Annotated in this window: 21 protein-coding genes; 8 read left to right on the top strand and 13 right to left on the bottom strand. The window is 69.6% G+C overall.

Features of this window, described 5'->3' with window-relative positions:
• The first annotated feature begins 85 nt into the window (after window positions 1–85).
• Window positions 86–3,310: a tetratricopeptide repeat protein gene (locus tag AC0662_RS36495; RefSeq protein WP_478306395.1), complete on the top strand. Its 3,225-nt coding sequence runs from the start codon at window positions 86–88 to the stop codon at window positions 3,308–3,310.
• Here the strand turns inward: AC0662_RS36495 and AC0662_RS36490 are convergent, their stop codons facing one another.
• The 4 genes from AC0662_RS36490 to glgC are packed head-to-tail and all read right to left on the bottom strand — an operon-like array spanning window position 3,311 to window position 8,662.
• On the bottom strand, window positions 3,311–4,816 hold the full coding sequence (locus AC0662_RS36490; RefSeq protein WP_478306393.1) for a 2-hydroxymuconic semialdehyde dehydrogenase: 1,506 nt from the start codon (window positions 4,814–4,816) through the stop codon (window positions 3,311–3,313).
• The gene (locus AC0662_RS36485) at window positions 4,813–6,117 is read right to left on the bottom strand and encodes an FAD-dependent oxidoreductase (protein ID WP_478306391.1); all 1,305 of its coding nucleotides are present in this window, start codon (window positions 6,115–6,117) and stop codon (window positions 4,813–4,815) included. Before AC0662_RS36485 ends, AC0662_RS36490 begins: the two co-directional genes overlap by 4 nt.
• Window positions 6,114–7,364, bottom strand: coding sequence for a kynureninase (gene kynU, locus AC0662_RS36480; RefSeq protein WP_478306389.1), 1,251 nt, complete (start codon window positions 7,362–7,364; stop codon window positions 6,114–6,116). Before kynU ends, AC0662_RS36485 begins: the two co-directional genes overlap by 4 nt.
• The gene (gene glgC, locus AC0662_RS36475) at window positions 7,364–8,662 is read right to left on the bottom strand and encodes a glucose-1-phosphate adenylyltransferase (RefSeq protein ID WP_478306387.1); all 1,299 of its coding nucleotides are present in this window, start codon (window positions 8,660–8,662) and stop codon (window positions 7,364–7,366) included. Before glgC ends, kynU begins: the two co-directional genes overlap by 1 nt.
• A 64-nt stretch (window positions 8,663–8,726) precedes the next feature.
• On the opposite strand from glgC, the gene AC0662_RS36470 reads away from it, so the two are divergent.
• The 3 genes from AC0662_RS36470 (at window position 8,727) to AC0662_RS36460 (ending at window position 11,757) form a co-directional block, all read left to right on the top strand.
• The gene (locus tag AC0662_RS36470) at window positions 8,727–9,272 is read left to right on the top strand and encodes a GNAT family N-acetyltransferase (RefSeq protein WP_452202598.1); all 546 of its coding nucleotides are present in this window, start codon (window positions 8,727–8,729) and stop codon (window positions 9,270–9,272) included.
• 19 nt (window positions 9,273–9,291) lie between these two features.
• Window positions 9,292–10,449: a glycogen synthase gene (gene glgA / locus AC0662_RS36465; protein WP_452202596.1), complete on the top strand. Its 1,158-nt coding sequence runs from the start codon at window positions 9,292–9,294 to the stop codon at window positions 10,447–10,449.
• Window positions 10,450–10,518: 69 nt separating this feature from the next.
• Window positions 10,519–11,757: an alpha/beta hydrolase family protein gene (locus tag AC0662_RS36460; RefSeq protein WP_478306384.1), complete on the top strand. Its 1,239-nt coding sequence runs from the start codon at window positions 10,519–10,521 to the stop codon at window positions 11,755–11,757.
• Here AC0662_RS36460 and AC0662_RS36455 read toward each other — a convergent pair.
• Window positions 11,729–12,649 carry a helix-turn-helix domain-containing protein gene (locus AC0662_RS36455; protein WP_478306382.1) on the bottom strand — a complete coding sequence of 307 codons (921 nt, stop codon included), beginning with the start codon at window positions 12,647–12,649 and terminating at the stop codon, window positions 11,729–11,731. The two genes, AC0662_RS36460 and AC0662_RS36455, sit on opposite strands and share 29 nt — an antisense overlap.
• Before the next feature lie 21 nt (window positions 12,650–12,670).
• Window positions 12,671–13,222 (bottom strand): TetR/AcrR family transcriptional regulator, encoded by a 552-nt coding sequence (locus AC0662_RS36450; RefSeq protein ID WP_452202590.1) that lies wholly within the window; start codon window positions 13,220–13,222, stop codon window positions 12,671–12,673.
• Window positions 13,223–13,292: 70 nt separating this feature from the next.
• On the opposite strand from AC0662_RS36450, the gene AC0662_RS36445 reads away from it, so the two are divergent.
• Complete coding sequence (locus tag AC0662_RS36445; protein WP_478306380.1) at window positions 13,293–14,294, top strand: alpha/beta hydrolase; 1,002 nt, start codon at window positions 13,293–13,295, stop codon at window positions 14,292–14,294.
• A 47-nt stretch (window positions 14,295–14,341) separates the two neighbouring features.
• On the opposite strand, the gene AC0662_RS36440 is transcribed toward AC0662_RS36445, so the two are convergent.
• Window positions 14,342–15,862 (bottom strand): leucyl aminopeptidase family protein, encoded by a 1,521-nt coding sequence (locus AC0662_RS36440; RefSeq protein WP_452202586.1) that lies wholly within the window; start codon window positions 15,860–15,862, stop codon window positions 14,342–14,344.
• A gap of 134 nt (window positions 15,863–15,996) precedes the next feature.
• Window positions 15,997–16,164, bottom strand: a complete 168-nt coding sequence (locus tag AC0662_RS36435; protein ID WP_012923066.1) for a DUF3117 domain-containing protein — start codon at window positions 16,162–16,164, stop codon at window positions 15,997–15,999.
• 166 nt (window positions 16,165–16,330) lie between these two features.
• Between AC0662_RS36435 and AC0662_RS36430 the strand changes: the two genes are divergently transcribed.
• The 3 genes from AC0662_RS36430 (at window position 16,331) to AC0662_RS36420 (ending at window position 20,184) form a co-directional block, all read left to right on the top strand.
• Window positions 16,331–17,161 carry a PaaX family transcriptional regulator gene (locus AC0662_RS36430; protein ID WP_452202583.1) on the top strand — a complete coding sequence of 277 codons (831 nt, stop codon included), beginning with the start codon at window positions 16,331–16,333 and terminating at the stop codon, window positions 17,159–17,161.
• Between the two features lie 32 nt (window positions 17,162–17,193).
• Window positions 17,194–17,985, top strand: a complete 792-nt coding sequence (locus tag AC0662_RS36425; RefSeq protein ID WP_478306377.1) for an enoyl-CoA hydratase/isomerase family protein — start codon at window positions 17,194–17,196, stop codon at window positions 17,983–17,985.
• Window positions 17,986–18,066: 81 nt separating this feature from the next.
• A complete protein-coding gene (locus tag AC0662_RS36420) occupies window positions 18,067–20,184 on the top strand; it encodes an alpha/beta hydrolase-fold protein (protein WP_478306375.1) in 2,118 nt (705 codons plus the stop codon).
• Window positions 20,185–20,540: 356 nt separating this feature from the next.
• Here AC0662_RS36420 and AC0662_RS36415 read toward each other — a convergent pair whose 3' ends face one another.
• The 5 genes from AC0662_RS36415 to AC0662_RS36395 form a co-directional block, all read right to left on the bottom strand.
• Window positions 20,541–21,101 (bottom strand): DNA-3-methyladenine glycosylase I, encoded by a 561-nt coding sequence (locus AC0662_RS36415; RefSeq protein WP_452202577.1) that lies wholly within the window; start codon window positions 21,099–21,101, stop codon window positions 20,541–20,543.
• A gap of 74 nt (window positions 21,102–21,175) precedes the next feature.
• Window positions 21,176–22,468, bottom strand: a complete 1,293-nt coding sequence (locus tag AC0662_RS36410) for a DivIVA domain-containing protein (protein ID WP_478306601.1) — start codon at window positions 22,466–22,468, stop codon at window positions 21,176–21,178.
• Between the two features lie 54 nt (window positions 22,469–22,522).
• Complete coding sequence (locus AC0662_RS36405) at window positions 22,523–23,380, bottom strand: LOG family protein (RefSeq protein WP_452202575.1); 858 nt, start codon at window positions 23,378–23,380, stop codon at window positions 22,523–22,525.
• Between the two features lie 37 nt (window positions 23,381–23,417).
• Window positions 23,418–24,485 (bottom strand): succinyl-diaminopimelate desuccinylase, encoded by a 1,068-nt coding sequence (gene dapE, locus AC0662_RS36400; RefSeq protein WP_452202573.1) that lies wholly within the window; start codon window positions 24,483–24,485, stop codon window positions 23,418–23,420.
• 10 nt (window positions 24,486–24,495) lie between these two features.
• Window positions 24,496–25,161, bottom strand: a complete 666-nt coding sequence (locus AC0662_RS36395) for an ABATE domain-containing protein (protein WP_452202571.1) — start codon at window positions 25,159–25,161, stop codon at window positions 24,496–24,498.
• Between the last annotated feature and the right edge of the window lie 4 nt (window positions 25,162–25,165).

The raw sequence follows: 25,165 nt of genomic DNA, 5'->3' as shown, positions 1-25,165 counted from the left end.
CCGGCTCGCTATCATCGAACGCTCGCGAATCGGAGACGGAAGGCCGGGGCTGAGGGTGACCGACAAGGGCGTGTCTCTGCAGGACATGATTCGCAAGAGGCAGGCTGGAGCGTTCGTCGGGCGCACCGAGCCGCTCCGCCAGTTCGAGCAGAACCTGGCTCTCCCGCCGGACGATCCACGCCGTCGCTTCATCTTCACCCTGTACGGCGACGCCGGCATCGGCAAGACAACCCTGGTGCGACAGTGGCAACGGGTCGCCGTACGCCAGGGACACGCCACCGGGTACGTCGACGAGGCCGCGCTGGACATCCCGTCCGCGATCGAGATGCTCGCGCGCAGCCTAGCCGCGGACGGAGCCGAGTGCGAGGCGTTCACCGGCAAGCTGACGCAGTACCGCAAGCACCGGCACACGGTGGACTCCGACCCTGGAGCGCCTTCGGGCATCTCGTCGCTGCTGACCAGGTCGGCGGTCCGGATCGGTCTGCGGGCGGCCGAAGGGATCCCGGTGGTCGGTGCCTTCACGGGTGAGATCGACAAGAACGAGGCCGCGCTGCAGGCCGACCAGGCGCGCGCGTTCCTGGCTCGCCGGTTCGCCAGGCACCAGGACATCGAGCTGCTGCTGGCACCGGTCGACGTCCTCACCGCGGCCTTCGCCGAGGACCTGCAGTCGATCGGCCGGCAGCGCCCGATCGCCTTGTTCGTCGACACGTTCGAGCGGACCGGCCAGTTCCTGAACGACTGGCTGCTGGAGTTGCTGGAGGGCCGGCACGGCGGCCTGCCACCGAACCTGGTGATCTCGATCGCCGGCCAGCGGCCGCTGGACGCCAACCTGTGGGCCGACTACCTGGGCATCCGGACCGACGTCGAACTCGAGGTGTTCACCGCGACCGAGTCGCGCCACCTGCTGGCGACCCGCGGTATCGACGACACCCCCACCGTGGACGTGATCCTCAAGCTGTCCGGCGGATTGCCGGTCCTCGTCGCCACCCTGGCCGAGTCGTCGGCCGCCCGGGGCACGACCGAGCTGGGCGACCCGAGCGAGACCGCGGTCGATCGCTTCCTGAAGTGGGAACCGGATCGGGACCGGCGAGCGGCCGCGGTGTCCGGCGCGCTGCCCCGGCGCCTGGATCGCGAGGTCCTCACCGTGGCCGGCGGTACAGCTGATGACTTCGACTGGCTTCGCCGGCTGCCGTTCGTGGTCAATCACACCGACGGCTACCGGTACCACGACGTCGTCCGTGGTCCCATGCTGCGCTCGCTCCGCCGGGAAGCGCCGAACGAGTGGACCACCCGGCAGCACGGGCTGGCCGCGCACTACGAGACCCGGCGCGGCGAGCTCGGCGTACCGGCAGCCGAGGAGTGGAACGACAGCCGCTGGCGGGAACTGAAGCTGGAGGAGTCGTACCACTACCTGTGCGCGACGGGCACGCCGGCGCTGCCGTCCGCGCTGTCGACCTTGATCGAGGGGTATGGGCGAACCTCGGACACCGCGGCGAAATGGGCGCGGATGATCGAGCAGGCGGGCCGGGACACCGACCTGCCAGAGATCCAAGCTCGCGGCGAACAGCTCGCGACCTGGCTGCAAAGCGGCGCAGACGAGGAGATGCTGCTGCTGTCCAGCCTCGCCGCGGACGCCTTGCTGGACGAGGCGCACCGGGGCTTGGCCCTGGCCGAACGCAGCCAGGTCCACGAACGTCTCGGAGACTTCGAGAGCTCGCTCCGGGATCTCGACAAAGCGGCGTCGATGGCTCCGGACCGGCACTGGATCATCGGCTGGCGTGGCTTCGCGCACTTCCAGTTGGGCAACCACGAGCAAGCTCTGGCCGACCTGACCCGGGCCATCGAGCTCCGCCCGCGCTACGAGTGGGCGTTCAGCACCCGCAGCGACGTCCACCAGACCCTCGGGCAGTACGAGGCTGCCCTCGCCGACATCGATCGGGCCCTGGAGATCGATCCGGCCGACGCCCTGTACTTCGCGACCCGCGCGTCGATCAAGCAAGCGATGGGCCGCTTCGCCGACGCGGTCGCGGACTACGACCAGGCGCTGGTCCTGGCCCCGGACGACGCAGCGTACTTCGCCTACCGAGGCGACGCCTGGTACGCGCAGGACCGCCATCCGGAGGCCCTGGCCGATCTCGACCGCTCCCTCGAACTCGAGCCGCAGTACACCTGGGCCCTGACCGCCCGCGCATCCGTCCTACGATCGCTGAATCGGACTTCTGACGCGCTGGCCGACGTGAACCGAGCGCTGGCCATCGAGCCGGACTCCGCCTGGGCGCTGTTCGTCCGGGCCCTGATCCACCTCGACGACGACGCACTCGCCGAAGCGCAGGCAGACCTCTCCGCCGTGCTCTCGATCAATCCGCAGAACGCCTACGTGCTGGCCCGGCGTGGCGACCTCCTGTGGCGGGAAGGCCGGCTGACCGAGGCATTGCGCGATCTCGACCAGGCCATCGAGCTCGAGCCGGCCTTGGAGTACGCGTACGGGCGCCGCGCTGAGGTCCATCGGCTGAACGACAACGTCTCCGCCACCCTCGCGGACCTGGACCGGGCCGTCGAGCTCGATCCTGAGGACGACTGGGCGCTGGCGGAGCGCGGCGACGTACAACTCGAGCAGGGCAGGTACCGGCGCGCGCTCGATGACCTGAGCCGGGCGGTGGCGATCGATCCCGACTACGCCTGGGCAATCTCCCGGCGTGCGGAAGTACAGGAACATCTGGGCGACCTATCGGCCGCACGCCTCGACCACGACCGCGCGGTCGACCTGGCACCGGAGGAGGCCGACTTCCGGATCGAGCGGGGCCGGTTCCTGCACCGCATCGGCGACCACGCGGAAGCTCTGTCCGACTTCACCCGCGTCATCGACGGGGAGCCGGACAACACCTGGGCCTGGAACTCCAAGGGTGAGGTGCATCAGGCTCTCGGCGACGATACGGCGGCGCTGGCGGCCTTCGAGCGGGTCTTACAGCTCGACCCGACGCGCAGCTGGTCGCTGTACCGGCGCGCGCTCATCTACCGCCGGCAGGGTCGGGAGGCCGAAGCCCAGGAGCTGCTGCGGTCCGCGATCCAGGTCCAGGATTCCGAGCTTCCCGGCGTACTCAACCGCGTGGTGTACCTGATCGCGCTCGGGGATCAGACGGGTGCGCGGGAGCTGCTCGTGGAGTTGCTCCGGGCCAAGCCGTTCGGCGATTACGTCCGGGAGACGGCCGACGACCTGACCGAGCTCGGGACGATCATCGGTGCGGACGCGGTGGCCGAGTGTTCGGGTCTGCTGGCCGAGTACCGGGCCACGATCGACCCGATGGGTTGATCAGGTCAGCTCTACGCAGACGTTGGTGGATTCGGTGTAGAAGTCGAGGGAGTGGCGGCCGCCTTCGCGGCCTATTCCGGAGAGTTTGACGCCGCCGAACGGGGTGCGGAGGTCGCGGAGGAACCAGGTGTTGACCCAGCAGAGGCCGACGTCGAGGGCGGCGCCGGCTCGGTGGGCGCGGCCGACGTCGCGGGTCCACACCGTCGCCGCGAGGCCGTAGTCGCTGTCGTTGGCGAGCGCGTACGCCTCGTCCTCGGTCTCGAACGGGGCGATGTGGCAGATCGGGCCGAAGATCTCCTCGCGGTTGGTGCGGGCGTCGGCGGGCAGCCCGGTGACCACCGTTGGTTGCACGTAGCAACCGCCGTCGCGGGCATCACCGAAGGCCGGTGCGCCGCCACCGGTCAGCACCTCGGCACCTTCGGAGCGCGCGAGATCGTAGTACGACAGGACTTTGTCGCGGTGTTGTTTGGAGATCAGCGGCATGTTCATCGTGGCCTCGTCGGACGGCCAGCCGTACGTGAGCTCGGAAGCGCGTTGCGCCAAGCGTGTGCAGAACTCGTCGAACACCGGCCGTTGCACGTAAAGGCGTTCGGTGCACAAGCACACCTGGCCGCCGTTGGTGAAGACGGACCGCACCGAGCCCTCGACCGCGTCGTCCAGTGAGGCGTCGGCGAAGATCAGACCCGCGTTCTTCCCACCCAGCTCGAAGGACACCGCCTTCACCCGATCGGCGGCCACCTTCGCGATCGCCGTACCGGTGGCGGACTCGCCGGTGAACGTGATCGCGTCGACTCCGGGATGCCGGGTCAGGTACTCCCCCGCCGACGACGGCCCGAAACCGTGCACCAGGTTGAAGACACCGTCCGGTACGCCGGCCTCCGCCATCACCTCGGCGAGTACGGTCGCCGACGACGGCGTCTCCTCGGACGGCTTCACGACCACCGTGTTGCCACAGGCAAGCGCCGGCGCCACCTTCCAGGTCAGCAGCAGTAACGGCAGGTTCCACGGGACGACGATCGCGACCACACCGACCGGTTTCCGTACGGCGTAGTTCAGCGCCCGCCGCCCGTCGGGAAGGACAGTTGTGTAGGACTCGGTCGGCACCGTGGTGGCGAAGTCCGCGAACGCCCGGAAGTTCGCCGCGCCGCGCGGGATGTCCAGCGTCCGCGCCTGGCTGATCGACTTCCCGGTGTCACCGACCTCGGCCGCCACCAGGTCCTCGAACCGTCGCTCGAGCCCGTCCGCGACCCGGCGCAGTACCGCGGCCCGGTCTTGCTCGCTCATCCGTCCCCACGGCCCGCGCAACGCCGCCCGAGCGGCCGCCACCGCCGCGTCCACGGTCGCCTCGTCGGCCTCACAGACGTCGAAGATCTGCTCCCCGGTCACCGGCGACACCTTCGCGAACCGCGCCGTACTCTCCACGAACGCACCGCCGACAAAGTGCCGCAACACCCCGACCGACCGAGGCTGTCCAGTCAGCAACTCAGGCGACCACAGGCCGGTCATCCGCGTGTCCGTCGACGGGCTATGCCTAGCAGGCTCGCAGCCACTGCGACCACGCCCGCGCCCAGGAGCTGGTGCTGGCGGCGGACTCGGCGTTGGACCTCGGCGTACGGCGTGGTGGAGAACGACACCAGCTCGTACCGGGACACGTAGCGCCCCGGAAGCGCCCGCTCGAGCGCGTGCTCCACCTGTTTCTGCAGCCGGAAGACGGGCGACGCGACCTTGTCCCGCATCTCGACGAAGTTCGCCAGCGCCATCTCGGCGATCGCCTCGGTGTTCTCGCGGCGGCGCGTCTCGAACAGCGGCAGCGCCCGCGCCCAGGAGCCGCCGGTGTCGTCCAGGCAGCGATCCAGCTCGACGACGTCCTCGAACGCACAGTTCGCACCCTGGCCGTAGAACGGCACGATCGCGTGCGCCGCGTCGCCGACCAACGCGGTCCGCCCGTGGGCCTGCCAGGGCAGGGTGTGCACGGTCCCGAGCACGCCGACGGGATTGTTCAGGTAGTCGTCGACCAGGTTCGGTGCCAGCGGCAACAGATCGGGGTAGTTCACCCGGAAGTGGTCCTCGATCCCGGCGGCCGAGGTCAGCGCGTCGAACGAGCCGGCCGGCCAGAACAGCGTGCAGGTGAACGAGTGGTCCGGATTCGGGAGGGCGATCATCATCGACGTACCGCGCGGCCAGATGTGCAGCGCGCCGGGGTCGAGCGCGAAGTCACCGTCGGCGGCGGCCGGGATCGACAGTTCCTTGTAGCCGTAGTCGAGGAAGTCGACGTGTTCCGCGACGATGCCCTCGGCAAGCAATTGCTCGCGGACCGCGGACCCGGCACCGTCGGCGCCGAGGACGATGTACGCGCTGACCGACACCTTGCCGGACGGCGTCGCGAACACCATCCGACCGGCCTGCGAGTCCAGCTCCACCAGGCGATGCTCGAACTCCACCGTCACGCCGGGCGCGGCCGACGCCGCCGACAGCAGCGCGTTGTTCAGTGCGCCGCGGCTGATCGAGTTGATCGCGCGCTCCCCGGACGCGGAGTACGCCTGGAAGTCCAGCGGGCCCGTCACCGGGTGGATCATCCGGCCCTTCATCGGCAGCGCGTCGGCCATCACCTGGTCGACCAGATCGATCCGCCGCAGCGCGTCCAGCCCACGCTCGGAGATCGCCAGGTTGATCGACCGGCCGCGTTCGGCCTCGCCGAGCCGCGGATCGGCGCGCCGTTCGTACAACGTGACCGACAGACCGCGCCGCGCGAGGAAACACGCGAGCAGCGAACCGGTCAGCCCGGCCCCGACAATCGCGACTCTCATGCCATCACCTCGGTCAACGCCGCAGCGGCCCGCCAGCAGTCGTGGTACGACGAGTACAACGGCACCGGCGCCAATCGCAGTACGTCGGGCTCCCGCGCGTCCGCGATCACGCCGTACTCGAACCGCAGGCGCCGCGACAGCTCACCGGCGCGCAGGCCGTGAACACGCAGGGAGAGCTGGGCGCCACGTCGCGCCGGATCCGTCGGCGTGATCACCGGGAACGGCCCGGTCGCCAACAGTTTCTCCAAGTACGCCGTCAACCGCACGCTCCGCTCCCGCAGTACCTCGATGCCGATCTTGTCGAAGATGTCCAGCGACGTGCGGACCGGGCTCATCGCGAAGATCGGCGGGTTCGAGACCTGCCACGCGTCCGCGGTCGCCGGCGGCCGCGCCTCGGGCTTCATCTCGAACCGGGTCGCCGCCTCGGTGCTCCACCAGCCCTCGAACCGCGGCAGGTCACCGCCGAGGTGCCGCTCGTGTACGAAGGCGCCGGCGATCGCTCCCGGTCCGGAGTTCAGGTACTTGTACGAGCACCATGCGGCGAAGTCCACGTCCCAATCGTGCAACGCCAGCGGCACGTTTCCGGCCGCATGCGCGAGGTCCCACCCGACGACCGCACCGGCCGCGTGACCGGCCCTGGTGATCATCGGGATGTCCAACAACTCACCGGTCAGGTAGTTCACCCCGCCGAGCAGGACGAGCGCCACATCACCACCGAGCTGCTCCACGACATCCGCCGTCCGCAGACTGTCCTCACCCGGTCGTGGACGCAATCGGATCACCGCATCCTCCGCGTCGTACCCGTGGAACCGGACCTGCGACCGTACGGCGTAACTGTCCGACGGGAACGCCGAGTCCTCGATGACGATCCGGTGCCGGGACCGCGTCGGCCGGTAGAACGACACCATCAGCAGATGCAGGTTGACCGTCAGCGTGTTCATCACGACGGTCTCGCTCGGCAGCGCCCCGACCAGGCGGGACGCGGCGCCGGTCAACAGCTCGTGGTACGGCAGCCACGGCCGGTCCGCGTCGAGATGGCCCTCGACGCCGAGCGCCGCCCACGCGTCCAGGTCCGCGAGCAGCTCGTCGCGGGTCGCCTTCGGGCGCAGACCGAGCGAGTTGCCGGCGAAGTACGCCACCTCGGGATAGCTCCCACCCTGCGCCGGCGGTACGTCGAACAGCTCGCGGTGCCCCGGGTCGGCGATGTCGAGTTCCAGGGCTCCTTGCTCGGACAGAGCCTCCGTCATCACGCCCCGGCGACCTCGTCGGAGTCCTTGGGCTGTACCGTCTCGGCCGGCTTGGCGGAATCGGCGGGCTTGGCGGGATCGATGGGCTGCCCCTTCCCGAGCACCGTCACGCCGCCCTTGGACACGGTGAACCCGCGTTCCCGGTCGTGGTCGGCGTCAACCCCGATCTCGACGCCGTCCGGGACCACGATGTTCTTGTCCAGGATGACGTTCTTCAGCACCGCGTTCTTGCCGATCTTGCAGTTGTCCATGATCACCGAGTACTCGATCCGGGCGCCGGCGCTGACGATCACGTTCGACCCGATCACCGAGTGGTCGACGGTCGCGCCGGACACGATCGAGCCCTGGCAGACGATCGACTCGCCGACGGTCGCGTTGTCGGTGAACTTCGCGCCGGGCAGCTGCGGGTGCGAGGTGAAGATCGGCCAGTCCGAGTTGTACAGGTTGAACACCGGCTGGATCGAGACCAGGTCCATGTGCGCCTCGTGGTACGAGTCCAGCGATCCGACGTCGCGCCAGTACGAGCGGTCTCGGTCCAGGGCGCCGGGCAGGTCGTTGTCCTTGAAGTCGTAGACGCCGGCCTTGCCGTCGGCAACGAGCATCGGGACGATGTCGCCGCCCATGTCGTGCCGGGAGGCCGGGTTCGCGGCGTCCCGGCGGAGCGCGTCGACCAGGACGTCGCGGGAGAACACGTAGTTGCCCATCGAGGCGAACGTCTCGTCCGGGGAGTCCGGCAGCCCCGGCGGGTCGGCCGGCTTCTCCAGGAACTCCTCGATGGTGTGCCCGTCGGCGGCGGTCTTGATCACGCCGAACTCGGTCGCCTCCACCCGCGGCACCCGGATGCCCGCCACGGTCACGCCGCTGCCGCGCTCGATGTGCGCGGCCACCATCTGCGACGCGTCCATCCGGTACACGTGATCGGCGCCGAAGACCACGATGTACTCCGGGTCGGCATCGTTGATCAGGTTCATCGACTGGTAGATCGCGTCCGCGCTGCCCTGGTACCACTGCGGGCCGAGCCGCTGCTGGGCCGGCACACAGGTCACGTAGTTGCCGAGGAACGTCGACATCCGCCAGGTCAGCGTGACGTGTCTGTCAAGGGAGTGCGACTTGTACTGCGTGAGCACGCAGAGGTTCCGGTATCCGGCGTTGACCAGGTTGGACAGCACGAAGTCGATCAGGCGATAACTGCCGCCGAACGGCACGGCCGGTTTGGCCCGGTCCGCCGTCAGCGGCATCAACCGCTTGCCCTCGCCACCGGCCAGCACAATTCCGAGAACTCTGGGCGCCTTTGCCATGTCCGCACCTTAGCTCCGACAACCCCCAGGCATAAGCGCTTGCGAGTGTCGCGACACTGGAAAGATGCCGATGCTCGTCGTTCCGACCACTGCCGTTCACCGGTCGTTCCTCGCCGCCTGGGACGAGCTGGGTCCGCATTTCGAGCGCTGGATGGGTGCCCGCACGATCACCGCCGACGAGGAGGAGTGGAGCCGGCGGCAGGCCGCGGACCCGGCCGAGTTCGCCCGGCTGGTGGCGGCGATCCGGACCGAGGCGGAGCCGGAGACCGAGCTGCTGCCCGGCGTCGTGCACCAGACCGTGCTGTGGTTCGTGGACGGCGTCGAGTTCCTGGGCCGACTGTCGATCCGCCACGACCTCACGCCGGCGCTCCACGAGGTCGGCGGCCACATCGGGTACTGCGTCCGTCCGTCGGCGCGCCGCCGCGGGTACGCGACGCAGATGCTCGTCCAGTCACTTCCGATCACCGCCGTTCTCGGAATCGACCTCGCACTGGTCACCTGCGACGTCGACAACGTCGCATCGCGCAAGGTGATCGAAGCGGCCGGCGGCGAATTGGAAGACGAAAGACACGGAAAGCTCCGCTTCTGGGTGCCGACAGCCGTCGATTGATGACCTATCGTCGGGCGGTATGAAGGTCGCCATTCTGACGCGTGAGTTTCCTCCGGACGTGTACGGCGGCGCGGGGGTGCACGTGGACTTCCTGGTCCGCGAGCTGCGCCGGCTGCTCGACGTGGACGTGCACTGCATGGGCGAGCCCCGGCAGGGCGCGACCGCGCACTCCGAGGACGACCCACGGATGCCGGCCGCGAACGCGGCGCTGCGCATCCTGTCCACCGACCTGACGATGACCGCCGCGGTGGGCGACGCGAAGCTCGTGCACTCGCACACCTGGTACGCGAACATGGCCGGCCACTGGGCCAAGCTGCTGTACGACGTCCCGCACGTGGTGACCGCGCACTCACTCGAGCCGCGCCGGCCGTGGAAGGCCGAGCAGCTCGGCGGTGGCTACCGACTGTCGAGCTGGGCCGAGCAGACGGCGTACGAGGCGGCCGACGCGGTGGTGGCGGTGAGTCGCGGGATGCGTACCGACGTACTCGAGTGCTACCCGTCGATCGACCCGGCCAAGGTGCACGTGATCTCGAACGGGATCGACGCGGACTTCTACCACCCGGACCCGTCGACGCACGTGCTCGAGCGGCTCGGGGTGGACCTGAGTCGCCCGTACGTGACGTTCGTCGGCCGGATCACGCGGCAGAAGGGCGTCCCGCACCTGCTGCGCGCCGGGCTGCGGCTGGACCCGTCGGTGCAGCTCGTGCTGCTCGCCGGTGCCGCCGACACGGTCGAGCTGAAGGCCGAGACGGACGCGCTGATCGACGATCTCCGGCAGGCTCGGGACGGCGTGTTCGTGGTCTCCGAGATGCTGCCGCGCCAGGAGGTCCGGCAGGTGCTGACGCACGCGCTGGCGTTCTGCTGCCCGTCGGTCTACGAGCCGCTCGGCATCGTGAACCTGGAGGCGATGGCCTGCGAGACCGCCGTCGTGGCGAGCGCGGTCGGCGGCATCCCTGAGGTCGTCGACGACGGCGTGACCGGCACCCTGGTCCCGTACGACGAGAACGACACCGAGACGTTCGAGCGCGGCCTGGCCGACGGCATCAACGCGTTGGTCGACGACCCGGCGAAGGCCGCGGCGATGGGCAAGGCCGGCCGCGAGCGCGCCGTCTCCCAGTTCGGCTGGGACGCGGTCGCGAACCGCACCGTCGAGCTGTACAACAGCCTGCTGGGGTAGGGAAAACCCCACTCGGGTTCGGGGGTTCGCACCATTCTGTGCGGGCCTCGGCGGGGGTTGGGTTGGGGTATGACTTCTCGCCTGACGAAAACCGTCGCCGCCACCCTCGCGACCGCTGCGCTGCTCACGTTCCCGGTGTCCGCGGTCGCGGCCGTGCACCACCCGACACTGTCCGAGTCCGCCGTGTCGAGCGTGCGTGCGCCGCGTGGTGCGCTGGTCTCAGCGGTGCCGGTCGCACACCTGACCGCGGCCCAACTGGATGCGGCCGCCGCTGACTTCCCGGGTGTGCCACAGTCGTCGTACGGCGTCACGGCGTACCGCTTGATCTATCGGACGGTTGATCACGACGGGCGGCCGACGACCGCCAGCGGGATCGTGGTGCTGCCGGACGGGCGGCGTGGCGCGCTCACCGTCGCGGAGTACCTGCACGGGACGAGCGCGACCAAGGCGGATGCCGCGTCCGTCGACCCCACGTCGACGGACCGGCTGGTCACCGCGCTGTTCGCCGGGCAGGGTCTGGTCGGTGTCGCGCCGGACTACCTCGGGCTGGGGTTCGGGACGGGGCAGCATCCGTACATCGACACGAAGACCGAGACCACGGCGTCGGCCGACCTGCTGCTCGCGGTGCGGACTTTCGCGGCCCAACACGGCGTCGCGTTGAAGCGGGACGTGCTGGTCACCGGGTTCTCCCAAGGCGGTCGCGCGTCGATCGCGTTCGGCCGCGCGCTCAGCCGTGGCGAGGTCGGCTCGTTCCGGCTCGGTGAGATCCGCGCCGTCGCGGGACCGTACGACCTGCTCGGCGAGGAGTTCCCGGCGGCCTTCGACGGCGGGGTGCTGCCCGCCACCGCGACCTTCTACCTCGGGTACTTCGTGACCGCGTGGAACCGCACGGTCGGGTTGTACGGCGATCCGCGCGAGGCGTTCCGGGCGCCGTACGCGGCGACCGTGGAGGGGCTTTTCGACGGCTCGCACAGCTACGAGGAGATCGTGGCCGGGCTGCCGGACTCGCCGGAGAAGCTGTTCACGCCGGAGTTCGTCGCGAAGCTGCAGCATCCGACCGGGCGGTTTCTCCGGGCGCTGCAGGCGGCCGACCAGGTCTGCCGGGACTGGACGCCGCGCGTCCCAGTGCACCTCTACAGCGGGACCAAGGACACCGACGTGGTGGCTTCGAACACCGACTCGTGCGCCGCCGGTCTTCGGGCTCGCGGGGCGGACGTCACCGTTCACTCGATGGGGGCTGTCGATCACACCGGGACGGCGTTCGCGGCGTACCCGCAGATCATTCGGGCTTACGCTCATTGGGCCTGACGTGCGGCTCGGGCGCCTCCGCGGGCGCTGCGACTTCGGGACCTGTGACTTCGCGTGCTGCGACTTCGGGGGCTGCGACGAGGCTGCCGAGCAGGGCGAGCGACTCCGCGTCGCGCGTCCCGGGGACGGCGTGAAAGACGACCAGCGTCATGTTGTCGGTGTCACCAATCGTCAGCTTGTCCGACCGGAGGTCGAGCTCACCGACCTCCGGGTGGGTCAACTGGCTCAGCCGGCCACGCCGCGGACGCACCTCGTGCCGGGCCCACAACTGCCGGAAGCGCTCGCTGCGGACCGACAGGTCGCCGACCAGTTCCTTCAGCCGCGGGTCGTCGACGTTCGGGCCGAGCTCGCTGCGCAGGATCGCGACGCCTTCCTCGGTGAGGTCGTCCCAGTCCCGGCGCAGATCGCGCTCCCGCGGGTCGAGCAGCAGGGCGGTCAGCATGTTCACCCCGACCGCGTAGTTCGGCGACAGCGCGGAGCACAGTGGATTGGCCGCGAGGACGTCGGTGTACTTGTTCTGCACGTACGCCGGGTTGTTCGGCCAGCCGCTGATCAACTCGACGATGCTGTCCGGCGCCTGTTCAGTGCGCGCTCGCGACCGCACCGGCACGTGGGCGCGTTCCTGCGCCAGCGTCAGGAGGTACTCGGTGGCGTCCGCGTCCAACCGCAGTACCTCGGCGAGCGCCTCGAGGACCTGCACCGACGGGTTCCGGTCCCGCCCCTGTTCGAGGCGGAGGTAGTAGTCGGAGCTGATGCCGGCCAGCATCGCCACCTCTTCACGCCGCAGCCCGGGCACGCGGCGCAGCCCGCTGCTCCGAATCCCGACCTCCTCCGGCCGGACCTGCTCCCGCCGGGCCCGGAGGTAGTCGCCGAGCGCGTTCGTACTCTCCACGACTCCCACGGTAGACCGAGACTAGGTGAGTTCGCGTTGGAGCATGTGGATCAGGGTCTTCACGTCGGACTCGACCATCGGCTCGCCGGTCATGCCCATTCGATGCAGGAGGGTGCCGATCACGACGTCGATGACGAACAGGATGCGGTGCTCGGGTTCGCCGAGGGACTGCTGGAGCACCTGGCGGTAGGGGTCCTGCAACTGGGTCGCGAGGATCTCGCGCAGGGCAGGGTCGCCGATGGCGTCGGTGAAGACGCCGGCGAAGGCCGCGGCCACACCGGGTTCGGCGATCCGGGCGGCGCCGAAGCGGATCGCGGCGTCGACGTCCGCCGCGCGGTCGCCGCCGGTGAGCGGAAGGGGGCCGAAGGCATCGACCAGGACCGCGGTGACCAGTGCGCCCTTGGACGGCCAGCGCCGGTAGATCGTCGTCTTCGCGATCCCCGCGGCCGCGGCGATCCGGTCGACGGTGGCGCGGGTGTACCCGAGCTCGTGGATCGTCCGCAGCGTCGCCGAGAACACCTCCGCGTCGACGCTGGACCGGGGCCGGCCGGGCGGCCGTGCTGTCGAAGCCATGGTCATACCTTATCCAGTTATGCTACCGTCGGTATCGATACCACTGGTAGCGAAACCCTGGACGGGCCCGATGACCAACTCCGCCACCACCCGCACGACCAGCCACACCCGCGCACAGCAGCCGCCGCTCGGCATCCGCCTGTTCTACGGCCTGCGCAAAGAGCCGGATCTCGCGTCGATGACCCCCGCCGACCTGACGGCGTACGCCGAAGCCCGCAACCGAACCGTGGCCTCGCCGCTGGCTCGCTTCGTCACCGGGTTCCCGCATCGAGCAGCGACCATCAGTTGGCAACAGATCGAGCTTCCCGACCGCATCATCAAGGTGCGCGTCTACCGCCCGAAGGCTGGAACGACTCTGCCGCTCGTGCTCCACGTTCACGGCGGCGGCTACACCGGCACCGCGATGCAGTGCGACTGGATCAACAGCCACGTCGCCGCGCGCCTACCCGCAGTCGTCGTATCGGTCGACCACCGCCTGCTCAGCGAAGACATCGCGCTGTCAGACGCGGTCGACGACGGCTGGGACGTCTGGCGTCACGTCCTGCGGCACGCCGACGACTGGGGAGTCGACCGGTCCCGTACGGCGCTCGTCGGTGAGAGCGCCGGCTCGATGGTCGCGGCGCTGTCCACGCTCCGCGCGACGGACACCGGACTGCTGGTCAGCGCCCAGGTCCTGGTCAACCCGTGCACCGACGTGACCGAGACCGCGCTCGACTACACCTCGATGTGGGAGTACGCCGACACTCCCACCCTCACCACCGAGGTCATCGCGCTCTTCCGCCGTCTCGCTGTCCCGGCAGGGACCGACGCTCGCGCGCTCTCCCCCGTGTACGCCGACGATCTGAGCGGCCTGCCGCCCACGCTGATCGTCGTACCGGCGCTCGATCCGGTCGCGGACCACGGTCGCGCGTACGCCGACCGGCTGCGTGCTGCGGGAACGCCGGTCGACGTGGCGGAGTACGACCGGGCCGGGCACGCGTTCATCAGCCTGCCCGGACTCGTCCCGCAGGCGAAGCCGGCCCGCGAACGGATCGTGGAGTTCCTCCGCGAGCAGCTCGGGCAGGCCCGATAAACGGGCGGCTCGGGCAGGGCCGGTGAACTAGTTGCCGGAGGCCCGGATCAGCCGATCCCGGCGGTCGGCGTCTCGGAGGCGAGCCAGGTGGAGAGCAGGCGCGCGCCGGCTCCGGTCGCGCCGACGGAGTACTCGAACCGGTCGGCGGGCGATTCCGCGATCGACGACAGGTCGAGGTGCGCCCACGGGATGTCGCCGGCGAACGCCTTCAGGAACAGCGCGGCGGTGATCGACCCGGGGCCCTTCGAGCTGTTCACCGAGTCGGCGACCGGCGTCGCGATCAGCTCCTCGTACTCGGCCGGCAGCGGCATCCGCCACAGTTCCTCGCCCGAGACCCGGCCGGCGTCGGCGAGGTTGTCCGCCAGCGCGTCGTCGGTCGCGAACATCCCGCCGTACAGCATCGCGCCGAGCGAGACCTTGATCGCGCCGGTCAGCGTGGCGATGTCGACCAGCACGTCCGGCTTCAGTTCGCGCACCGCGTACGCGAGGCCGTCGGCCATCACCAGCCGGCCCTCGGCGTCGGTGTTCTTCACCTCGGTGGTCCGCCCGCCGTAGTGCCGGATCACGTCGTCCGGGCGGTACGCCGAACCGGACGGCATGTTCTCGGCCGAGCAGACCAGGCCGGTCACCCGAACGTTCGCGCCGAGCTCGCGCAGCGCCGACATCGTGGCGATCACCGAACCGCCGCCGGTCATGTCGCGCTTCATCGACACCATGCCCTCGCGCGGCTTCAGCGACAGACCGCCGGTGTCGTAGGTGATGCCCTTCCCGACCAGGACGACGTACGGCGTGTTCTTGGTGGCACCGTCCGGCACGTAGTCCAGCCGGATGAACCGCGGCGGCCGGGTGGAGCCCTGGCCGACTGCGAGGATGCCGCCGAAGCCCTCGGCGGCGAGCTTCTTCTCGTCCCAGACCGTCACCTCGAGCCCGGTCGCGGCGGCCACCTCGGTCGCCCGCGCGGCCATCCAGGACGGGTCTTTCTCGTTCGACGGAGTGATCGCGAACTGCCGGGCCAGCCAGCCGGTCCGCCCGATCACCACGCCGCGATCGAGCACCGACTGCCGGACCGCGTCCGACCCGTCGGTCAGCGTCACCCGGCCGACCGCCGGCTTGCCCGCGTCGACGGTCTTCAGCGTGTACGAGAACGAGCCGAGCACGACGCCCTCGGCGAACGCCTGCAGCGCCGCGTCCTCGATGCCCTCGGCAACGAGGGTGGTCAGCTCGTCCTTGCCACGACCGAAGCGCGCGATCGCCGCCCCGGCGTGCCGCAGGTCCTTGGCGCTGCCGTCCCCGGCGCCGACGAGCAGGACCTCGGCCACCTCACCGGACAGCAACGGGTACGCCGCGCTGGCACCGGCCGACGGGCTGAAACCGGTCGCCCGCTGCACCTCGAGCAGCCGGTCGAGGTCGACGCCGAGCCGCTCCCCGGCCTCCTTCGCGGCGGCCGGCAAGCCACTGTCGTCGCCGACGACGAGCACCCAGGTCGAGGCCCCGTGCACCGGCAGGCCAGGCTGCCAGGCAACGACCGGAAGACTGGGGAAGGGAGACGAACCACTGCGGCGTGCCACCAGGACAACCTCACTGTTTGATCAAAGAGAGCTCGGGCTGGACAACCGTAACGACCCCGGCCGGTGCCGGAAAGAGCACCCACCGGGGTCGAGGTGTTGAGCAGGGGGGCACAAGACACCCCTGGAGGATGTGATCAGCCGACGACGGCCTTCAACGCGTTGCCGAGTTCGGTCGCTTCGTCGGCGTTCAGCTCGACGACGAGCCGGCCGCCGCCCTCGAGCGGGACCCGCATTACGATCCCCCGACCCTCCTTGGTGACCTCGAGCGGACCATCGCCCGTCCGCGGCTTCATCGCCGCCATGCGCGCACCCCTTCCCAGTGTCGGTGTTGAGCGACGACACCGCGCGGGGTACCGTCGCCGGCGCCGTTGCGGTGATGCGCCGTCGGCGCGTATCGCAGTGTGTATCAGACCCCATTATTCCCGATCACAGGCCAGAGCCGCGCACCATACGGCAGACTCAAGTCTTGTGCACGCCCGTTCAGCCCTCTTCGACCTGTACGGCGACCACCTGCGCGCGCGTGGCGCGCGGGCTCCGGTCGCGGCCCTGGTCCAGCTGTTGGCCCCGCTCGGCGTCCATCCACCGGCGGTTCGGACCGCCGTGTCCCGGATGGTCCGGCAGGGCTGGCTGGAGCCTGTCCGAATCGAAGGGCAACCCGGTTACGCGCTGACGTCCCGGGCGCGTCGCCGCCTCGACGACGCGGCCGCGCGGATCTATCGGACCGCGCCCGACGGGACCCCGATCGTGACCGGTTCCGAGGGTCCCGGCGACTGGGACCGGCACTGGCACCTGGGCATTCTCCGTGAGGTACCGAACGCGCGCCGCCGCGAACAGCTCGCGAGTCAACTCTCCTTCCTGGGTTGGGCTCCGCTGTCCGACGGTGCGTGGGTGGGGCTGCGCAACGACCTCGAGGTGGACCAGATTCTCGGCGTCGAGGGCATCGCCGCGGACCGGTTCCGCGCACCGATCGACGAGGGTGCCGTCGAGTTCGCCCGGCGGGTCTGGAAACTGGACGAACTGGGCGCGTCGTACGACACCTGGCTGGTCGACGCGAAGGCCCTGGTGGACGGCCCCGACGAGGACACCACCGGTGTGGTCAGCGACGAGCAAGCGTTCGCCGTGCGGTCCGAACTCGTGCACGAATGGCGCAAGTTCCTGTTCCGGGATCCGGGGTTGCCACCCGAGCTGCTGCCGTCCGATTGGGCGGGTGCGCGGGCCGCCGAATTCTTCGATTTCCACGCCGAACGATTGAGCCCCGCGGCCGGGCGTTTCGTCGACAACTGCCTGACACTGCACTGAAAATCTCACCGAAAGTCGAGGAGCTGACCACGATGAGTGACTCCGTCACGTACGCCGTCGCCGACGGCGTCGCCACCATCACGCTGAACCGGCCGGACGCGATGAACGCGCTCGACACGCCGACCAAGGTCCTGCTCCGCGACACCGTCCAGGCCGCCGCCGACGATCCGGCCGTCCGGGTCGTCGTACTGACCGGGACCGGCCGGGCGTTCTGTGTCGGTCAGGACCTGAAGGAGCACATCGGGCTGCTCGAGGCCAACGACCAGGCCGCGCTCTGGAGCACGGTGCCGGACCACTACGCCCCGATCGCGCTGGCACTCGCCGAGATGCCGAAGCCGGTGATTGCGGCGGTCAACGGCGTGGCGGCCGGCGCCGGCGCGTCGATGGCGTTCGCCTGCGACTTCCGGGTCGTCGCCGACACCGCCGGTTTCAACCTCGCCTTCACCGGGATCGCGCTGTCCTGCGACACCGGCATCTCCTGGACACTGCCCCGGCTGATCGGTCACGCGAAGGCGCTCGAACTGCTTTACTTCCCGCGGACGGTCCCCGCCGCCGAGGCGCTCGACCTCGGCCTGGCGAGTTCCGTCGTACCAGCCGGTGAGTTGGAAGGCACCGTCGCCGAGTTGGCCGGGAAGCTGGCGGCGGGGCCGACGGTCGCGTACGGCGCGGTGCGGCAGTCGCTCGCGTACTCGGCGAGTCACCCGCTGGCCGAGGCGCTCGCGTTCGAGGCCGGGAAGATGCAGCTCACGGGTGGGACCGAAGATCACCGCAACGCCGTCGCGTCGTTCGTCGCGAAGCAGAAGCCCACCTTCACCGGTCGCTGACGCTCGCCTGTCCCGTCCCCCGGGGAACTCCTGGTGCGCGCACTCTTGTAATCGTTTACGTAAGCGATTACAAACTGCCGTGTGAGGAAACTTCTGCTGCCTGTCCTGACCGCCGCCACGCTGGTCGGGAGTCTCGTCGTCCCTGGGTCCAGTGCCGCGCCGGCCGCCGAACCCGGCGTGATCAGGACCGCCGCCGCGCGGTCCGCGACCCTCGGCGAGAACATCAACTACAACGTCTACCTACCGGCCGGGTACGACACCTCGGACCGGCGATACCCGGTCGTCTACCTGCTGCACGGGCGCGGGGACTCGATGAGTGCCTGGACGCAGGTGAAGAGCCGCCTGGACGAGCTGATCGGGACCGGCGAGATCCCACCGACGATCGCGATCATGCCGGACGCACCGTGGAGCAGCCGGGCGAGCTGGTACGTCGACTCGGCGTACAAGGGAGCCGTCCCGGGGCGGCCGGTGGAGACCGCGTTCTTCAAGGATCTCGTGCCGCAGGTCGACGCGACGTACCGGACGATCGCGGATCGCAGCGGGCGGGCGATCGCCGGGTACTCGATGGGTGGTGCCGGCGCGTTGCGGTACTCGCTGGCGCATCCGGACGTCTTCGGTGCGGCGATCGCGCTCAGCCCGGCGGTCTACTTCCCGCTGCCGCCGAGCGACTCGAGCACCCGGGAGTTCGGTGCCTTCGGCAAGGGAAACGATCCGTTCTCCGAGGCGGCGTACCTGAGGCTGAACTGGCCGGCGGCGCTGAAGTCGTTCGCGGCGACCGGACTGCAGTCGCACCTGTACATCGCGGTCGGCGACGACGAGTACAAGAACCCGAAGGCGATCGACGCCACTCACGACCTCGACTTCGAGGCGCATGTGGTGTTCAACCAGGCGGCCCGGGTGCCGACACTGACGTCCGAGTTCCGGGTCGTTGACGGTGGGCACGACTGGGATGTCTGGGGGCCGACGTTCGCCGAGGGCGCGAAGTACATCTTCCGGTACCTCGGGAAGCCGCCGGCGACGCCGATGCGGGCCGCGATCACGGGTACTGCGGGCGACGACCGGGCCGGCGGGATCGCTACCGATGCCTCAGGCAACGTTTATCAGGCTGTCGCGGCGGCTGGCGCCGTGGACGGGCAGCCGTACGTGGGCGGGACGGATGTCGCGCTGACGAAGTACGCGGCGGACGGTACTCGGGAGTGGACGCGATCGCTGGGGACGAGCGGGACGGAGCGCGCGTACGGCGTCGCCGTGGATGCCGACGGGCGAGTTGTGGTCACGGGCTACACGAACGGCGATCTGGACGGGTCGCATCCGGGGAACGCGACGGACGATGCCTTCGTGGCGCAGTACGACGCCGCTGGGAATCGGCGGTGGGTGCGGCAGTTCGGCGTACCGGGGGTGGCGGATCGGAGCTACTCGGTGGCTGTCGACGGGACGGCTGTGTACGTCGGCGGCTACACCAAGGGTGCGTTGGGTGGCGCGAACCAGGGCGACAAGGACGTGTTCGTCGCGCGGCTCGACGCGGACGGGAACCAGGTGTGGTTGCGCCAGACCGGGAGCGCGGGCGAGGACAAGGGCATGGCGGTCGCCGTGTCCGGCGGCGCGGTGTACGTCGGCGGCATGACGGCCGGCGAGCTCGGTACGTCGTCCGGCGGGATCGACGGGTTCCTCGCGCGGTACTCGTCTGGTGGTGATGCCGTGTGGACGAAACAGTTCGGTACGGCGGCATCCGACGAGGTGTGGAGTCTCGCGGCCGACCCGGCGGGCGGCGTCTACCTGACCGGCTACACCGCGGGCGACTTCGCCGGGACTCTGGCTGGTGACAAGGACTTCCTGGTCGCGAGAGCCGATGGCGACGGCGTTCTGACCTGGCGGGACCAGTTCGGTACAGCGGCCAACGACAAGGGCGCCGCGATCGCCGCGGACGCGTCCGGCACCGTCTACGTCGGTGGGTTCACGGACGGGGCGCTGGAGACACCGCTCGGCAAGTTCGACGGCGTACTAGCGAAGTACTCCCCCGACCACGTCCGCAGCTGGACACGTCAGTTCGGAACGGCGGACGACGACGCGGCAGACGCTTACGCCGAAGCGAATCTGTACATCACGACCACCACAACAGGTGTCCAACTGAGTGGCCTGACCGGAACCGATGTGTTCCGGACGGCCTATACCTCAGACGGCGCAAACAACCTGCCGTAGAACGTTTGGTGGGCTCCGCGACTACGTTCCGGCCGGGCGAGTCACGGCCGGACAACCACCTGACAGTCGGGGAGCCCGCTGAACACCACATCACGTTCCGTGCCCAAAGCACAACTCGTTCAGGCGTTTGCGTTGGGCTGTCGCCAAAATACTTTTTGCATATGCACAAAGCGCCTGCACGTGCACGGGAACTAGTGTCCTGAGTCGGAAATTCGGCGAGTGATTTCGGTGGTCAGGTGCGTGCATCGCGGTGCTTGGTCAGTGGCCTCGATGCGGAGCATCGTGGGCGCTGGCCAAGTGCCGTGAGGTGCGTGCCTGGGCGCCGAAAGCGCCGTCGAATCTCCGACTCAGGACACTCAGCGCGCGATGCAGGTTTTCAAGTGGTCGTTTACGATGCCGGTGGCCTGCATCAAGGCGTACGCCGTGGTGGGTCCGACGAAGACGAAACCCTTCTTCTTCAAGGACTTCGACATCGCCACGGACTCCGGTGTCGTGGCCGGCACGTCGGCCAGCGTCCGCGGCGCCTTGTGCTTCACCGGCCGGAACGACCACAGCAACTCGGTGAACTCGCCGTCGTCCAGCTCGAGCAGCGCGCGGGCGTTGGAGATCGTCGCGTTGATCTTCAGCCGGTTACGGACGATGCCCGGGTCGGCCATCAAACGCTCGAAATCCGCGCCGTCGTACTTCGCGATCGTCTCCGGATCGAACCGCCCGAACGCGGCCCGGAAGTTCTCCCGTTTGCGCAGGATCGTGATCCACGACAGGCCGGACTGAAATCCCTCGAGGGTCATCCGCTCGAACAGCCCGACGTCGTCGCGGATCTCCTTGCCCCACTCGGTGTCGTGATACGCGACGTACTCCGGGGCCGAGGTCGCCCACCCGCAACGTGGCTGCCCGTCCGGACCGATCACCGTCATGCGCGGGGATCCCAGTGTGTGATGGCCATGGCGTCAGTCAACCCGACGCCACCGACAGAACCCGCGTCGGGGGATCAGCTGGGGCGCTGATACGCCCCGGGACCGTCCTGGTCAGCCGGCGGCCAGAACTGCCACCCCTCGCCCTCCCCCTTCGCCTCACCGTTCTGCTCCTGCGGCTGAGCTTGAGGTTGGGGTTGCGCCGGCGCTTGGGCCTGGGACTGCTGCCGGGGATCGGCCTGAGGCTGCGACTGCTCGGCTGGCTGCTGCTCGGCCTGAGGTTGGGCCTGTTCGGCGGGTTGCTGCTGTGGCTGCTGCGGGGCCGGTTGCTCGTGCTGGGGCGGCTGCGCGGTCCAGTGCTCGGCGGGGTCCTGCTGTTGTGCTTGCTGTTGTGCTTGCTGTGGTGCTTGCTGTGCGGCCTGCTGAGGAGGAGCGGGAGTACGGCGGGGTGTGACGGGCTGGGACTGTGCTTCGAGCACAGCCCGTGCCTCAGCCTGCAACCGCTCGTACTCATCCGCAGCCGCCGCCCGCGGCAACTCGGTCGTCTCCGGCTCGTCGTCATCCCTCACCGCCGCAGCCTCCGCACCCTCGGCGGCCACGTCGTCCGCATGCCCAGCACTCGACGGCGCGGCACCCGCCTGCGCGGCACCCGCCTGCCCGCCGAGCGCCGGCCCCGCGACCGGCGTGACGTCTGCGCTCTGCTGCTGCTCAGCCGACTCCGGGAACTGAGCTGCCGCGCCCGGGGACTGCGCTGCCGCATCTGCGGAGTGAGCTGACGTGTCGGCGGAGTGAGCTGACGTGTCGGCGGAGTGAGCAGACGCGTCCGGCGACTGAAGTGCGGCGTCCGGGGACTGAGGTGCGCCCTCCGCGGACTGCGCCGGGGGCTGCTGTGGTTCAGTCCCGGACTGCGGCGGGGTGGCGGCGGTGGTGTCTGCGACGGGCGTTGCCTCGCCGGGCTGCTCCGGCTCGGGCTCGGTGGTCGGGAAGTCGCCGCCGACGAGGATCGGCTTGTGCGCCCCGGCGTCCTCGAACTCCGCGGGGTCGTGTGTCGCCCGCGAGCTGAAACCGGCGCCGTCCGGGGCGTCGACGATCGGGGCGACGGCGCGTTCGAGGTCGGCGATCCGGCGGTCGCGCTCGGCGACCTCCTTCGCGACCCGTTCGAGCAGCGTGTCGACCTCGTCCATCCGGTAGCCGCGGACCCCGACCCCGAACCGCGCGGTCTCGATGTCCGTCGCCGTCAGCGCCTGCCGCGCCGGCACGGTCATGTCGGGCCGGTCGTCGTACGCGGTGTTCATGGCACCCCAACGACCCGAGGCCACGACTGCGACAGCCCCGATCAACAGCACCACGATCAGCCCGAAGAACCACATCACGGGACCGATCGTGCCATGCCGGGCGAGTCAACCGCGAAGACACCCAGAATTTCAGCTCCCGTCGGAGCCGAGGCGGTGGGCTCGGGAGGTGGCGTCGTTGAGTTCGTCGACCTCGCGGGCGGCGGCTTCGGCGGCCTCCTCGGCGGCGGCGTCGGCGAGTTCACCGGCCTTCACGATGTAGCTGATCGCCTCGTCGACGTCGTCGGTGACCACGAACATGTCCAGGTCCGCCGGGGAGATCTTCCCGTCCTCGAGCATCGTGGAACGCAGCCAGTCGACCAGCCCGCCCCAGTACGACGTACCGAACAGCACGACCGGGAACGACGTGACCTTGCGGGTCTGCGCCAGCGTGAGCGCCTCGAACAGCTCGTCCAGCGTGCCGAACCCGCCCGGCATCACCACGAACCCCTGGGCGTACTTCACGAACATCGTCTTGCGAGTGAAGAAGTACCGGAAGTTCATCCCGATGTCGACCCACTCGTTCAGGCCGTTCTCGAAGGGCAGTTCGATCCCGAGCCCGACCGACACCCCGCCGGCCTCGGACGCGCCCTTGTTCGCCGCCTCCATCACGCCCGGTCCGCCGCCGGTGATCACGGCGTACCCGGCGCTGACCAGCTTCCGCCCGAACTCCTCGGCGGCCACGTACATCGGGTCGTCCGGCTTGGTCCGCGCCGAGCCGAACACGCTGATCGCGGACCCGAGCTCGGCCAGCATGCCGAACCCCTCGATGAACTCCGACTGGATCCGCAGCACCCGCCAGGGGTCGGTGTGCACCCAGTCCGACGGCCCGCGACTGTCCAGCAGCCGCTGCTCGGAGGTGGAGTGCTGCACCTGCTTGCGGCGCATCACGATCGGCCCGCGCTGCTGCTGGCCCACCGGACGGTCGGGGTGGATCGATGGTTCTGACATGCGTCCAGGTTATGGCCTGGGCGGTAACGCGGCCGGTCTAGGCGCGGCCTGTCAACCAAGTCCTCAGCCGCTGTTCACACAGCTCGATCTCGGCCTCCGGCACGAACTCGTCCTGTTTGTGCGCGTACAGCGGGTCACCGGGCCCGTAGTTCACCGCCGGTACGCCGAGCAGCGTGAACCGCGCCACGTCCGTCCACCCGAACTTCGGCTGCGGCTCCCCACCCACCACCTGCAGGAAGGCCGCCGCGGCCGGCCGCTCCAGGCCCGGCAGTCCACCCGGGGCGGAGTCGGTGACAACGACGTCGTACCCCTCGAACACCTCGCGCAGATGGGCCTCGGCCTCGGCCTCGGACCGGCTCGGCGCGAACCGGTAGTTGATCGTCACCGTGCACAGATCCGGTACGACGTTGCCCGCGACGCCACCCGTGATCGCGACCGCGTTCAGCCCTTCGCGGTACTCGAGCCCGTCGATCGGCACCCGGCGCGGCTCGTACGCCGCCAGTCGCGCGAGCACCGCACCCGCGGCGTGGATCGCGTTCGACCCCATCCAGGAGCGGGCCGAGTGCGCGCGTTCGCCGCGGGTGGTGACCTCGATCCGCATCGTCCCTTGGCAGCCGGCCTCGACGACCGCGTTCGACGGCTCCATCACGACCGCGAACACGCCTTCGAGCAGCTCCGGGTTGGACCGGGTCAGCTTGAAGAGCCCGTTCCGCTCGGCCTCGATCTCCTCGCAGTCGTAAAAGACGTAGGTGATGTCCCGGTTCGGTTCGTCGAGGGTCGCGGCGAGCCGGAGCGCGACCGCGACACCGCCCTTCATGTCGCACGCGCCGAGCCCGTGGATCAGGCCGTCGGCGCGGCGCGCGGGGAGGTTGTCGTTCAGCGGGACGGTGTCGAGGTGACCGGCGAGCACGACCCGCTCGTCCCGCCCGAGGTCGGTGCGCGCCACGACCGTGTTGCCGTGCCGGAACACCTTCAGATGCGGGTACGCCGAGAGCGCCTTCTCCACCTTGTCGGCGAGCTTCTCCTCGGTACCGCTCACCGAGGACACGTTCACCAGCGCCTCGGTCAGATCAGGCCCGGAGACGGTCAGGTCCAGCTTGGTCATGCCGCACAGATTATCCGGCGGTGCGTTTGCGGTAGGCGCGGTTCACCCGTTCGCGGTTTCCGCAGGACGGGGAGCACCAGGTTTGGCGGGGGTCGTCCTGCAGGAAGTACTTCACGCAGCGCGCGGCGGGACAGGCTCTCAATCTGGTCCGGTCCGGGCTCACCAGGAAGTCGATCGCGGACCGCCCGACGGCGCCGATCAACAGCTTCGTCGGATCGTCGGTGCGCGGCGCCCAGCGCGCGACCGGCTCGTCCGTCCACAGGAGATGCGTCGTCCCCAGCCGGTCGGCCGCCCGATTGATCATCCGGAGCGCGTCCTCGACCTTCATCAGCCGATCGGCATCCGCCTTACTGGGCGGCTCCGGTTCGACTGCCCGCGCGAAGAGCGCCCGCACCGCCCGCCGAACCCGCAACAACTCTTCTTGCACGCCCCCGCCCCACTCCGAACCCCGCCCCTCACGAAGAACAGAGGAGGGGTCGAGCAGCCCATCCCCCGGCGCCCCCTCGCCCCGCGCCTTCACCAGCGCCGCGCGCGGGGCGCCGAGGACGTCCGCGATCAAGTGGTCGTGTTCGGTGAGCCAGGTGGCTGTTTGTTGTGGGGTTTCGAGGAGGTCTGCTACGCCGCCGTGGCCGTCGTGTTTGATGGTGGCGGCGAGGGCGAAGGCGAGCGTGGGCATGGGG

It is taken from the genome of Kribbella sp. NPDC043289 (assembly GCF_056436705.1).
The sequence above is the reverse complement of the archived record's forward strand: the minus strand, read 5'-3'. Positions and strand labels throughout refer to the sequence as shown.

Bases quoted from the DNA above. Each gene is read 5' to 3' on its own strand.
- AC0662_RS36495 (WP_478306395.1), top strand. From the start codon at position 86: ATGATTCGCAAGAGGCAGGCTGGAGCGTTCGTCGGGCGCACCGAGCCG.
- AC0662_RS36490 (WP_478306393.1), bottom strand. From the start codon at position 4,816: ATGACCGGCCTGTGGTCGCCTGAGTTGCTGACTGGACAGCCTCGGTCG.
- AC0662_RS36485 (WP_478306391.1), bottom strand. From the start codon at position 6,117: ATGAGAGTCGCGATTGTCGGGGCCGGGCTGACCGGTTCGCTGCTCGCG.
- kynU (WP_478306389.1), bottom strand. From the start codon at position 7,364: ATGACGGAGGCTCTGTCCGAGCAAGGAGCCCTGGAACTCGACATCGCC.
- glgC (WP_478306387.1), bottom strand. From the start codon at position 8,662: ATGGCAAAGGCGCCCAGAGTTCTCGGAATTGTGCTGGCCGGTGGCGAG.
- AC0662_RS36470 (WP_452202598.1), top strand. From the start codon at position 8,727: ATGCCGATGCTCGTCGTTCCGACCACTGCCGTTCACCGGTCGTTCCTC.
- glgA (WP_452202596.1), top strand. From the start codon at position 9,292: ATGAAGGTCGCCATTCTGACGCGTGAGTTTCCTCCGGACGTGTACGGC.
- AC0662_RS36460 (WP_478306384.1), top strand. From the start codon at position 10,519: ATGACTTCTCGCCTGACGAAAACCGTCGCCGCCACCCTCGCGACCGCT.
- AC0662_RS36450 (WP_452202590.1), bottom strand. From the start codon at position 13,222: ATGGCTTCGACAGCACGGCCGCCCGGCCGGCCCCGGTCCAGCGTCGAC.
- AC0662_RS36445 (WP_478306380.1), top strand. From the start codon at position 13,293: ATGACCAACTCCGCCACCACCCGCACGACCAGCCACACCCGCGCACAG.
- AC0662_RS36435 (WP_012923066.1), bottom strand. From the start codon at position 16,164: ATGGCGGCGATGAAGCCGCGGACGGGCGATGGTCCGCTCGAGGTCACC.
- AC0662_RS36425 (WP_478306377.1), top strand. From the start codon at position 17,194: ATGAGTGACTCCGTCACGTACGCCGTCGCCGACGGCGTCGCCACCATC.
- AC0662_RS36415 (WP_452202577.1), bottom strand. From the start codon at position 21,101: ATGACGGTGATCGGTCCGGACGGGCAGCCACGTTGCGGGTGGGCGACC.
- AC0662_RS36410 (WP_478306601.1), bottom strand. From the start codon at position 22,468: ATGTGGTTCTTCGGGCTGATCGTGGTGCTGTTGATCGGGGCTGTCGCA.
- AC0662_RS36405 (WP_452202575.1), bottom strand. From the start codon at position 23,380: ATGTCAGAACCATCGATCCACCCCGACCGTCCGGTGGGCCAGCAGCAG.
- dapE (WP_452202573.1), bottom strand. From the start codon at position 24,485: ATGACCAAGCTGGACCTGACCGTCTCCGGGCCTGATCTGACCGAGGCG.
- AC0662_RS36395 (WP_452202571.1), bottom strand. From the start codon at position 25,161: ATGCCCACGCTCGCCTTCGCCCTCGCCGCCACCATCAAACACGACGGC.